Below are 11822 nucleotides of genomic sequence, written 5' to 3' on the forward strand. Positions count from 1 at the left end.
GCTACCGAATCGCCGATTCGCTGTAAGGTCGGCGCCCAGATGGCGGCGCATCGAGAGTCTGCAGAAACTTAGGGATAGGCGATCTGGGCTCAAGGAAACGCTCTGCAATGCCTGCCGGCGTCGCTGTCTTTTTGCGGAGATTATCAACCGGAACGCAGGCGCGCGTCCATTCGCAAGCCCCCTTAGGCGCCCTGGCTGCAGGCTGCCGAAGGCGGAGCGCCCGGCGCCCCGAAAAAGATTGACCGCCCCGGCTCTTTCCCTGTATAGAAGTCACGGGCTGCTTTCGACCGACAGAGATCGACTTGTCAACGTTCTCCCTTTAGATGGTGAATTTTTCGGATGTAATCTTGTTTTCCTGATCCGCCCGAGACTTCCCGCCGCCCCGCGATCACCCCCCTCTCCGCCGAACCAGTGGGCGAGGGATAAGGGAAACCGGCCTTGGCCGGTGAGTTTGGCGCTCTTTGTGGCCGATTCGCTGCTCATCATCCACGACAACAACATGCCCCGCTCTGACGGGGTTCAATAATGTGCGGAGGAGATTTTGTTATGAGAATAGGGGTTCCCAAAGAGATACACGCAGGGGAGAAGCGTGTTGCGACAACGCCGGAAGTGGCCGAGAAACTGCAGAAACTGGGGTTCTCGGTGGCCGTGGAGACGGGTGCCGGCGATGCTGCCAATTTTTCCGACGAGACCTACCGGGAGGCGGGCGTCGAGATCATCAGCGACGCCAGCTCCTTATGGGCGTCCTCGGACATCGTGCTCAAGGTCCGCGCCCCGGAAGCGCGCCCGGACCTCGGGATCAACGAGGTGGAACTGCTGCGGGAAGGCGGCAACCTGATCAGCTTCATCTGGCCCGGCCAGAACCCCGATCTCCTGGATCAGCTCGCCGCGCGCAAGGCCACCGTCCTGGCCATGGACATGGTGCCGCGCATCTCCCGCGCGCAAAAGCTGGACGCCCTGAGCTCCATGGCCAACATCGCCGGCTACCGCGCCGTGGTGGAAGCCGCCCACCACTTCGGCCGCTTCTTCACCGGCCAGATCACCGCCGCGGGCAAGGTGCCGCCGGCCAAGGTGTTCATCATCGGCGTGGGCGTGGCGGGACTGGCGGCCATCGGCGCCGCCGCGGGCCTCGGAGCCATCGTGCGCGCCTCCGACACCCGTCCCGAGGTGAAGGATCAGGTGAAATCCCTGGGCGCCGAGTTCGTCGATGTGGACTACCAGGAGGAAGGCACCGGCGTCGGCGGCTACGCCAAGGTCATGTCCGAGGGCTACCAGAAGGCCCAGCGCGAACTCTACGCCCGCCAGGCGATGGATGTGGACATCATCATCACCACCGCCCTGATCCCCGGCAAGCCTGCGCCCAAACTGATCACAGCCGGCATGGTGGAGAGCATGAAGCCCGGCAGCGTCATCGTCGACCTGGCGTCCGAGCAGGGCGGCAACTGCGAACTGACCGTGCCCGGCGAGGTGGTGGTGCGCCACGGCGTCACCATCATCGGCTACACCGACCTGCCCAGCCGCCTGTCCAAACAGTCCAGCACCCTCTACGCCACCAACCTGCTGCGCATGCTGGAGGAATTGTGCAAGACCAAGGACGGCAACATCGACGTCAACATGGAAGATGAGGTCATCCGCGGCGCCACCGTCATCAAGGACGGCAGCATCACCTATCCACCCCCTCCTCCGCGCATTTCCGCCGCGCCGGCCCAGCCGGCCGCTGCCGCCAAACCCGTGGAACCGCCCAAGCCCAAGGCCGAGCTGCCCGCCTGGGCCAAATCCGCCATCACCCTGGGCCTGGGCGCCCTGGCGTTCTTCGGTCTGGGCGCCACCGCGCCGGCCGCCTTCATGGCCCATTTCACCGTGTTCGTGCTGGCCTGCTTCGTGGGCTACATGGTGATCTGGAACGTGACGCCGGCCCTGCACACCCCCCTGATGAGCGTCACCAACGCCATCAGCAGCATCATCGCCATCGGCGCGCTGATCCAGATTTCTTCCCCGGGCGCGATACTGACCGGGCTGGCGGCGCTCGCCATCGCGTTGACTTCGGTCAACATGATGGGCGGCTTCTGGGTCACTCAGCGCATGCTGCGCATGTTCCGTAAATAATCGGGGGAAATAACAATGTCAGAAGGATTAGTTACCGTATCGTATATCGGTGCGACCATCCTGTTCATCCTGAGCCTGGGCGGGCTCTCCAATCCTGAGACCGCAAGACGCGGCAATCTCTACGGCATCGTCGGAATGTCCATCGCCATCCTGGCGACGGTGTTCGGGCCCAAGGTCAACAGCTACGTGCCCATCATCCTGGCCATGCTCATCGGCGGCGGCGTGGGCGTGTTCGCCGCCATCAAGGTCAAGATGACCGAGATGCCGGAACTGGTGGCCCTGATGCACAGCCTGGTAGGTCTCGCCGCCGTGCTGGTGGGTTACGCCAACTACATCGATCCGACCTCCAGCTTCGCAGGGGCGGAGAAGACCATCCACGAACTGGAGATCTACATCGGCATCCTCATCGGCGCCGTCACTTTCTCCGGCTCCGTGATCGCCTTCGGCAAGCTGTCCGGCAAGATCAGCGGCAAACCGATGCTCCTGCCTGGGCGCCACTGGATCAACCTGGCCGGCCTGCTGGTGGTGATCTTCGTGGGCAAGCTGTTCCTCGGCGTCGAGGGCTTCATGGGCATCTTCTGGCTGCTGGTGATGAGCGCCATTGCGCTGGCCTTCGGCGTGCACATGGTCATGGCCATCGGCGGCGCCGACATGCCGGTGGTGGTCTCCATGCTCAACAGCTACTCGGGATGGGCCGCCTCGGCCACGGGCTTCATGCTGTCCAATGACCTGCTGATCGTCACCGGTGCCCTGGTGGGCTCTTCCGGCGCCATCCTGTCCTACATCATGTGCCGCGCCATGAACCGCAACTTCGTGTCGGTGATCGCCGGCGGTTTCGGCACCGAAGGCGGCGCGCCGGCAGCGGCCGGTGCGGAGCCGGCCGGCGAGGTGCAGCCCATCAGCGCCGAGGAGACCGCGGAACTGTTGCGAGAGGCGTCCAATGTCATCATCGTGCCGGGCTACGGCATGGCGGTGGCCCAGGCCCAGCACACGGTGTTCGAGATCACCAAGGTGCTGCGCGATCGCGGCGTCAACGTGCGTTTCGGCATCCACCCGGTGGCGGGACGCATGCCCGGCCACATGAACGTGCTGCTGGCAGAAGCGAAAGTGCCCTACGACATCGTGCTGGAGATGGACGAGATCAACGAGGACTTCCCGGAAACCGACGTGGCCATGGTCATCGGCGCCAACGACATCGTCAATCCGGGCGCCCAGGACGATCCCAACAGTCCCATCGCCGGCATGCCGGTGCTGGAGGTGTGGAAAGCCAAGACCTCCATCGTGATGAAGCGCTCCATGGCCTCGGGCTATGCGGGCGTGGACAACCCGCTGTTCTACAAGGACAACAACCGCATGCTCTTCGGCGACGCCAAGAAGATGCTGGACGAAGTGCTGGTCGTCCTCAAGAGCTGACGCGCCGGGCGGCGGCTACCCAGCCGCCGCCTTCCACCATTCCCTCCGGGAGTCGCCGCCCTGTCTATACTTGCTCAGAGCGGCCCCCACCGAACTATCAGAACAGGCTGAACCGGGGCGTCCGCCAGGGCGCCAAGCGGTTTGGCGCGGCCGATTTCCGCCGATCATCGGGTTGCCTTCGCAGCCGTCCACTTCAGCGACCGCCTAATGCGCGCGAGATCCCTAAGATCAATCCTGGGAGGCTTTATGCTGCGCAAACAACTGCTTTGGGGGCTCGCCGGCTTTCTGGCGTTATTCGTGCTGGCCAATGGCGTCGCTTTGTATGCCTTGGAGTCCACCTCGTCACATTTCGGGCAACTCATGGATACGCAGCTGGTGCTGCAGAAGCGCATCCAGGAAGGCTATGCCCAGGGTCTGCAGATGGGCCAGGCCCTGCGCAACATCCTGCTCGACCCCGCCAACAAGACAGCCTACGAAAACCTGGCCAAGGCGCAGCAGGACTTCGACACGGCGCTCCGCGAAGCCGCCGCCGTATCGTCAATCCTCAAGGTGCATGAAAAGGAGTTGACCGAGGTCGCCACATTCGCCGGAAAGCAGCGGGACATGCAGAAAGAGCTTTTGCGCCAGATCCAGCAAGGCAACCGGCCCGCGGCCGAACAAATCCTCAACCAGCAGGAAACGCCGGCCTGGCGGGAGATCAAGAAGCGCCTGCTGGACGCGCTGAGCTCACTGGCCGAGAGCAACCAGGCGGAAAAGCTGAACGTCCAGGCACAAGCGCAAAGCGCCCTCTGGACCGGCATCCTGCTGTCATTGCTCACCGCCGTGTTCGTGGCCGGCGGCGGCTACTGGTTGTTCCGCCGAATTTTCCAGATCCTGGGGGGCGAGCCCGCTGAAGCGGCGCGGCTCGTGCGCCGGGTGGCGGACGGCGATCTGAACGTCGAATTCGACAAGCAGGTAGAGCCCATGAGCCTCATCGGCTCGCTGGCGCAGTTGGTGACTGCCATCCGCAGCCTGACCGCAGAGATGCGCAAGGTCTGCGATGCGGCGACGCTCGGGCATTTGTCTGAACGCTCCGCGCCTGAACGCTACCAGGGCGAGTACCGCCGTATCCTGCAGGGTTTCAACGAGACGCTGGATGCCATGACCGGCCCCCTGCATGTGGCCGCCGACTATGTCGACCGCATCGCCCACGGCGACATACCCCCGCTCATCACCGAGCAGTATGCAGGGGAGTTCAACCTGATCCGGAAAAACCTGAACACCTGCATAGCGGCCCTGGAGCGCATGGATGGCGATGTGCTGCAACTCGCACGCGCAGCGCGCGAGGGGCGGCTCTCCGCTCGCGCGGACACGGCCGCCCATGAGGGCGCATTTCGCAACATCGTGGCCGGCTTCAATGGCACCCTCGACGCGGTTACCGGCCCCATAGGCATCGCGGCCAACTATGTGGACCGCATTGCCCGTGGCGACTTGCCGCCCAAGATCACGGAGGAATTCGCCGGCGACTTCAACATCATCAAGAACAACCTCAATGCCGCCATCGACAACGTCAATGCCCTGGTCACCGATGTCCACAGACTGGCCCAGGCGGCCGTGGAAGGCCAGTTGTCCGTCCGCGCCGACGCCCCCCGCCACCATGGCGACTACCGGCGCATCGTGGAGGGAGTGAACGGCACCCTGGACGCCATCGTCGGTCCGATCCGGGATGTCTCTGAAGCCTTGGCGGCCCTGGCCCAGGGCGACCTCACCCACGAGATCGAAGCCAGTTACCAAGGCGACTTCGCCCGGCTGAAGGACGACGTCAACACCACCATCCGCAACCTGGGGCTGAGCGTCAAGAGCATCCAGGAAGCCACGGACGCTATCCATTCCGCCGCCCGCGAAATTGCCCAGAGCAGCAGCGAACTGTCCTCGCGCATCGAAGAACAGGCCTCCGGACTGGAACAGGCCGCGACGCAGATGGACGTCCTGGCCGCCACTGTCAAGCGCAACGCCGGCAATGCGGGACAAGCCGACCGCATGGCCAAAACCGCCTCCGAGGTGGCCGGGCGCGGCGGCACCATCATCCACAAGGTGATGGAGACCATGGAGGAAATCGACGAAAGTTCGCGCAAGGTGGTAGAGATCATCGCCGTCATCGACGGCATCGCCTTCCAGACCAATATCCTCGCCCTGAACGCCGCGGTGGAGGCGGCCCGGGCGGGAGAGCACGGGCGCGGCTTCGCCGTGGTTGCGGCGGAAGTGCGCAACCTGGCCCAGCGTTCAGCGTCGGCCGCAAAAGAAATTCACACCCTGATCGGCGAGTCCGTGAAGAAGGTGGAAGGCGGCGCCAAGCTGGAGCGCGAAACCGGCGAAACCATGGACGAGATTGTCGGCGCCGTGAACCAGGTGACCGGCATCATCACCGGCATTGCCGAAGAATCTCGGGCGCAAAGCGATGGCATCGGGCTGGTCAACCAGGCTGTGGCTCGCGTGGGCGTCGTCACCCAGCAGAATACCGCCCTGGTGGAGATGACCGCCATGTCGGCGGAATCACTGGAATTGCAGGTAGCATCCCTGTCCGAGCTGGTATCCCATTTCAGGGTTGCAGAAGCAGGAAACGCAACGGCCACGGCAAGGCCTGCCCAAAGTCTGCCGCCACCCGAGCCTGGCATGGCCCCGCCCCCGCCGACCGCTTCCGTCGCTGCGGACGAGGACGACTGGAGCCAGTTCTGAATCATCGGCGGCCGCCACAACGGTGGCCCCAGGTTTAGTGGGTAACGGCTCGCCCGGCTCCCATTTCCGCTTGCAAGGAATTCAGTTCCTCTTCAACGCCAGCCGCGTGGGTCAGCTCCGCCACGTTCTGCTTGGTGAAAAAGCCCTCGAAGTCGCCGAAGCGCTGGACGTACTCGATGATCAGCGAGGAATGTTCCGAGGCGCTGGAGAAGATCTGCTTCAGCCCCTCTTCCTTTGAACCGATCACGTCCAACAGGAATGACTTGCCCTGCCGAGCGATCTCCCCTACCACGTAATCGATATTCTCCTTGCCACCGCGCTCCCCGTCGCGCACCGCCAGGGCGATGTGGTGCAGGCGCGGGCCGTAGTTGCGCACGAAGTTCTCGGTGGGCGAAGGCAGGCCGTCCAGGTGGTTCACGAAATAGGGCGTGTTGTTGGCGGTGAAGACCTTGGCCGGACTGCGCAGCTCGCTGGAGAAGTGCACGCTCTTGGTGACATTGGTGGACGAGTTCTGGTCCTTGATATCGAAGGACCCCCAATAGTAGTAGCTGGACCAGGACAGCCATTCCAGAATGGCCACCTCGCGGTTCTGGCTGTAGACGCGCGTGGCCAGGTGGTCGATGGGCAGGATCAGATCGTCCAGCTTCAACTTGGCTTGCAGTTCCTTGGCAGCCAGATAGACATCCTGCACGTCGCTGCGGATGCTGCTGAGCCCCAGTGAGTAGACGCGCAGGGCATCCGCGGGGCGCTCCAGATAAGCCACGATGTTGTGGGTGTATGGCGAGGGTTTGCTGACGGCCAGGTTCCCCGGCAGCTCCAGCTTGCGGATATCGTCCTGGGAAAAGAAGCGGAACTCCCGGCTCTTCTGCAGTTCCACCACGCCATGGAGATCAGTGACCCGCAGCACCTCGCCAATGTAGCGGCTGTTGGGCTTCTTGGCGCCGATGGGATACACCTCGTTGAGACTGCGGAAGATGCCCCGGGTGTTCGGATCCTTCACCTCGCGCACCAGCAGGTCCGGGTAGTCCATGTTGACCCGCAGGACATGGGTGAAGTGGGACTCGCTCTCCAAGGTGACCAGGTAGTGATAGGGCGTCATCAAGCACAGCTCGCCGATGTACTCGATGCTGCGCCCCGGATCCACCGTGATCATCAGGGCATCGATCTCGCGGATCATGTCCGTCAGACCGAGGCGGTCGCGCTCCTCCAGGAGTCTGGGCAGGTATTGTTCGAAAAAAGCGGAATTTTCTTTGTCGCCGTGGCGTTCCAGGGCATACGAATGGGACATGGCGGTTTAAAGCTCCTTGGCAGCCATTATTGAAATAACTCCTTACGCGACAAGAAACAAACGTGCCATGCCCGGCGAGGCCGCAGATTGTCGCTCCGGCGGCCTGTTGGACGGAAACACGCGGAAGGGATGCACCGTTAAAGGAATATCCCGTGCACCAGATACGGGCATCGGGAAGGAATTACTACTTCAGTATCTTGAAGCGGGCCACGGCGCCAACGGTGTACTTGGAATGATCCACCGATTGCCCGTTGAACTCCACCTGGGCGGCGGAGGCATTCCCCAGCACCAGCGCGAAGGGCGCCTCGCCGCGTATGGTCTTCACCGTGCCAGCGGAGAGCTTGCCGTAGATCAGGCGCTGTCCCGAGGCATCACGAATGGCGACCCAGGAATCCTCGGAAATCCGGACCGTGAGCTGGTCCGGCCCCTGCCCGACCGTGGACGCGACTGTCTCCTCCCGCGCCGGTTTGGCTGCGCTTGGCTCGGCCGCCGGCATTGCCGTCGGCGGTGGTGCCGTCACCTCGGCGACGGGCGGCGCCGACGCTTCGGCCGGCTGATCAGCAATCGCCGCCGGCTTTGGCGCGAGAGGCGCCTCGGACGGCTCCGGCAACCGGACTACAGGTTCGGCGACCGGCGGCAGCGCCGCCACCTCATCCGCTGGCGAAGCCGGCCCAGTCCAATATTGCACCAGCCCGTCGCGATTCACCCACAGGACCGCCGCGGCCAGGCCGGCCAGCACGCCCACATAGATGCTCCAGCGCATCGGCCGCTCTTCGGCGTCCTCGGGCTCGGCGGGCGTGAGCTCAAGTTCACCGCCGGCGACCCGGTTGTAGGACTCGATCAAGGGCTCCGGGGAGAGCCCAACGACCTTGGCATAACTGCGCAGATACCCGCGCACGAAAACCGGCGACGGCAGCTTCGCATAGTCCTCAGCCTCCAGGGCGGCTATTATCTTGGGCAGCACATGGAGCTGTGCCGCCACCGATTCGATGGATAGACTGTGATTTTCACGTGCGCGGCGCAGTTGGGATCCTGGACCTGTGAAGCCCTCACTCACCGGTGGGCTGGACCGCATATCCTGGGTGCTACTCATGCTCCTCCGTTGCGGAAACTGCTGATAGTCCGAATAAAGCTGATTTAGTGTCACTCATCGCCGGCCCGCTGACAAGCACCTGCGCCGGCACAAGGAAAACGCCATGCAACCGGAAAACCCGCCCAAACAAGACGCCTGTACTTCAGCCTTTTACAACGTCATGCTGGAACACTCCGCGCTCGTGGTGGCCCACCCGGATGACGAAATTCTCTGGGCCAGTTCGGTCGCAGGCAAGGTCGGACAGGTGCTCATCTGCTTCCTGGCCTATCCCGCCGACACGCAGTCAGGCCCGGCCCGAAAGCGCAGCCTCGAGGAACATCCGGTGCGGGGCATCCAGTCTCTGGGACTGGACGAAGCGGATAGCTTCAATGGCGCCGACTGGAGAGTGCCGGTCCTCAACGAATATGGCATCGAACTGTCGAAGAAGCCGGAAGCGGAAGCCGCCTACCGGAAAAACGCCTCTACCTTGCGCGCCATGCTGCGGGAACGCCTGACGGGGGTGCGTAACGTCATCACCCATAATCCTTGGGGCGAATACGGCCACGAAGACCATATCCAGGTCTACCGGGTCCTCAGCGCGCTGCGCCAGGAACTAGGCTTCCAACTCTGGTTCAGCAATTACGTGAGCAACCGGTCCCTGGAACTCATGCTGGCTTACGTGACGCCGGATCCGGACGACTATCTGAGCCTGCCCACCGATCCGGCGCTGACCCGGGCCGCGGTGGAGGTCTACCGGCGCAACGACTGCTGGACCTGGTACCCCGATTGGCAGTGGTTCGATTTCGAGTGCTTCGTCCGCGATCGCGATTTTCCCGCCGAATCCCCCATCAACGGTCGCTGGATTCCCGTCAACCTGATCAAATTCGCCCACCGGCCGGCCAAGCCGACACAGCCGCCGGGCCTCAAGCAGAAAGCAGGGAAAGTGCTGCGCAAGTTCCTCAAGTAAGGCCTGCCTCAGCCCTCGCCGCGCGCGGCGCCCACCGCGCGCTTGCGCCACCAGTAATAGGGCACGCCGGCCGCCAGGATCGCCAGCCCCACCAAGGCGTTATGACGCTCGACCGGGTCCAGCAGCAGGGTAACCACGAAAGCCACCGTCACCAGAATGAACAAAGCCGGCGTCAACGGATAGCCCGTGCAACGATAAGGCCTGGGATGGTCCGGCAGGCGCCGGCGCAACCGCCACACGGCCGCCACCGTCATGGCATAGAACAGGAAACTGGCGAACACCACGAAAGCCGTGATGTCGTGAAACTCCTTCAGGTACAGCACCAGCAGGATGGCCCACAGGGCCTGGCTCCAGATGGCCACCGAGGGCGTGCCGTGGCGCGGATGAATCCAGTTCAGCCTCTTGGGGACCAGCCCGTCCTGGCCCATGGCGTAGAACGCGCGGGAAGAGCACAGAAGGTTGGGATTGGCCGCTCCCATCACCGATATTGCCACCAGCAATGTCAGGTAAGCCGCCACCTGGGGGGAGAAGATACGCATCACCGCCAGGTACGGTACCTGTTGGTCGGCGCCTGCGGGCAGTTGGCGCATTTCGGCGAAGGGCACCACTTCCAGGTAGATCGCGTTCACCGCCGTATAGGTGACGATCAGCAGCAGCATTCCAAAGATCAACCCCTGCGGCAGATGCCGCTCCGGCCGCCGCAGTTCGGCGGCGTTGAAGGGCAGTTGATACCAGCCCTCGTAGGCCCAGAAAATGCCGGTAAAGGCGGTCAGCAGTCCCGATACCTTGAGCGACTGCACCGCGGGATCGCTCGCAGTCGTCGGTGCGACGCCATGACCCGCCGCGGCAAAGGCGCCGCCCAGCACGATGAGGCCCAGCGCCCCCAGCTTGGCGAATGTGGAGAGATTCTGCAGCAGAGCCCCCAAGGTCACGCCGAAATGGTTCACCGTCGCCAGCAGGAAGATCATCAGCGAGGCGACCCCCACCACCGACAAGGGATGGGCCGCCTTGTCGATCTGCAGAAGAGGCAGCAGATACTCGGCGAAAGCCGTGGCCAGAGCCGCCATGGTGCCGCTGTTGATGGCCCAGAAGAAGACCCAGCCGTACAGGAATCCGACCGCCGGCCCCCAACCCTCGCGCAGGAAAGCATACTGCCCGCCGGCTTCGGGAAACATGGCGCCGAGTTCCGCATAAGCGAAAGCGCCGAACAGGCACACCAGCCCCAGCCCGATCCACAGTGCGAAGATCCAGCCTTCGCTGGGCAGGCTCTGGGCCACGCTCAAAGGCTTCATGAAGATGCCGGAGCCGATGACGGCGCCCACGGTGATGGAAATTGCGCTGGTTAGCCCCAGGCGGCGCTTGAGATGACCTGATTCCTGATGCATGAGTCGGAAGCGGCTTGGGATTGAAGAATTGGAGGTAGCCTGACTATCGTGCCACAAACAAGATAACCCCGCCCGAGCGGCTGTCAATTGAAGGCTGGTGCTTCCGCCTGTTGCCCGCATAGGATGTGCTTCACGAAGTGAAGCACATCCTATGCGGGGTGTCTCGAACGATGCGCTCCTAACGTCGGCACATCCTATGGCCCTACTCGATAGGGCAATCGTCGCCTCATGATCGAACCTGATAGGTGTTGGATTGGATCAACGTATTTCCCTGCGTATCATCCGATTCGGCAGGATGAACAGATATTCTCAATTACTGGTTAGGCGTCACGTGCAGCAACTGTTCACCTTCGGAGGAAACGACCACCTCCTGCAAGCGCTCCTGGCTGAGAGCGTCCGATTTCTTGTGGTCGGGGGCCTCGCAGTGAAGTTCTACGCGGCCGAACGTGAGGCCGATGACCTAGATCTTCTCTTGGAGCAATCACCCGAGAATGCCACTCGCCTCTTTCGTGCGTTCGCAAATATGGAAATCACCCCAGCGTTTCCGCAGGAAGCGATTGCTGCGCCGTCGGAGCGCCCGCAGCACTTGCCCATGAAGTCAACCCTTCACTACGCTGATCTCATAACTCGGCCAGACATTGACTTTGAGGCGGAGTGGGCGAATTCACAGGAGGCACTCGTCTGGCAAAACCGAGTGCGCTTCGCCTCACGCGACCTACTTCTGAAGCTGAAGCGTGGCAGTGCTCGAGAGAAAGACGTTGCCGACGTCGCGCTCCTCGGTGACGCCTAACCCTTCGCTCGAGTGGACCGCCACCGGCAAGCCGCTTGGCCCCTCAGCCCGCATAGGATGTGCTTCACGAAGTGAAGCGCATCATG

The 11822-nt window shown here is 63.0% G+C and carries 8 protein-coding genes; 5 read left to right on the forward strand and 3 right to left on the reverse strand.

Annotated elements, in window-relative coordinates:
• The first annotated feature begins 546 nt into the window (after positions 1-546).
• From EK23_RS03465 to EK23_RS03475, 3 genes are all read left to right on the forward strand, one after another.
• A complete protein-coding gene (locus tag EK23_RS03465; protein WP_045223801.1) occupies positions 547-2106 on the forward strand; it encodes a Re/Si-specific NAD(P)(+) transhydrogenase subunit alpha in 1560 nt (519 codons plus the stop codon).
• A gap of 15 nt (positions 2107-2121) precedes the next feature.
• Entirely contained in the window at positions 2122-3519 is a 1398-nt protein-coding gene (pntB, locus tag EK23_RS03470) for a Re/Si-specific NAD(P)(+) transhydrogenase subunit beta (RefSeq protein ID WP_045223802.1), read from the forward strand.
• Between the two features lie 246 nt (positions 3520-3765).
• Positions 3766-6234: a methyl-accepting chemotaxis protein gene (locus EK23_RS03475; protein WP_052807884.1), complete on the forward strand. Its 2469-nt coding sequence runs from the start codon at positions 3766-3768 to the stop codon at positions 6232-6234.
• A gap of 34 nt (positions 6235-6268) precedes the next feature.
• Here the strand turns inward: EK23_RS03475 and EK23_RS03480 are convergent, their stop codons facing one another.
• A complete protein-coding gene (locus tag EK23_RS03480; RefSeq protein WP_045223803.1) occupies positions 6269-7522 on the reverse strand; it encodes a hypothetical protein in 1254 nt (417 codons plus the stop codon).
• Positions 7523-7706: 184 nt separating this feature from the next.
• Complete coding sequence (locus EK23_RS03485) at positions 7707-8615, reverse strand: RodZ domain-containing protein (protein ID WP_082053889.1); 909 nt, start codon at positions 8613-8615, stop codon at positions 7707-7709.
• A gap of 103 nt (positions 8616-8718) precedes the next feature.
• Between EK23_RS03485 and EK23_RS03490 the strand changes: the two genes are divergently transcribed.
• The gene (locus EK23_RS03490) at positions 8719-9561 is read left to right on the forward strand and encodes a PIG-L family deacetylase (protein ID WP_052807885.1); all 843 of its coding nucleotides are present in this window, start codon (positions 8719-8721) and stop codon (positions 9559-9561) included.
• Positions 9562-9569: 8 nt separating this feature from the next.
• On the opposite strand, the gene EK23_RS03495 is transcribed toward EK23_RS03490, so the two are convergent.
• Entirely contained in the window at positions 9570-10946 is a 1377-nt protein-coding gene (locus tag EK23_RS03495) for an APC family permease (RefSeq protein WP_045223805.1), read from the reverse strand.
• 253 nt (positions 10947-11199) lie between these two features.
• Between EK23_RS03495 and EK23_RS03500 the strand changes: the two genes are divergently transcribed.
• Complete coding sequence (locus EK23_RS03500; RefSeq protein WP_235281891.1) at positions 11200-11736, forward strand: hypothetical protein; 537 nt, start codon at positions 11200-11202, stop codon at positions 11734-11736.
• Positions 11737-11822: the final 86 nt, after the last annotated feature.

This window comes from Methyloterricola oryzae (genome assembly GCF_000934725.1).
In the GTDB taxonomy this organism is placed as follows: Bacteria; Pseudomonadota; Gammaproteobacteria; order Methylococcales; family Methylococcaceae; genus Methyloterricola; species Methyloterricola oryzae.

Excerpts from the sequence above, each read along its gene's own strand:
- EK23_RS03465 (WP_045223801.1), top strand. The coding sequence starts at position 547 with ATGAGAATAGGGGTTCCCAAAGAGATACACGCAGGGGAGAAGCGTGTT.
- pntB (WP_045223802.1), top strand. The coding sequence starts at position 2,122 with ATGTCAGAAGGATTAGTTACCGTATCGTATATCGGTGCGACCATCCTG.
- EK23_RS03475 (WP_052807884.1), top strand. The coding sequence starts at position 3,766 with ATGCTGCGCAAACAACTGCTTTGGGGGCTCGCCGGCTTTCTGGCGTTA.
- EK23_RS03480 (WP_045223803.1), bottom strand. The coding sequence starts at position 7,522 with ATGTCCCATTCGTATGCCCTGGAACGCCACGGCGACAAAGAAAATTCC.
- EK23_RS03485 (WP_082053889.1), bottom strand. The coding sequence starts at position 8,615 with ATGAGTAGCACCCAGGATATGCGGTCCAGCCCACCGGTGAGTGAGGGC.
- EK23_RS03490 (WP_052807885.1), top strand. The coding sequence starts at position 8,719 with ATGCAACCGGAAAACCCGCCCAAACAAGACGCCTGTACTTCAGCCTTT.
- EK23_RS03495 (WP_045223805.1), bottom strand. The coding sequence starts at position 10,946 with ATGCATCAGGAATCAGGTCATCTCAAGCGCCGCCTGGGGCTAACCAGC.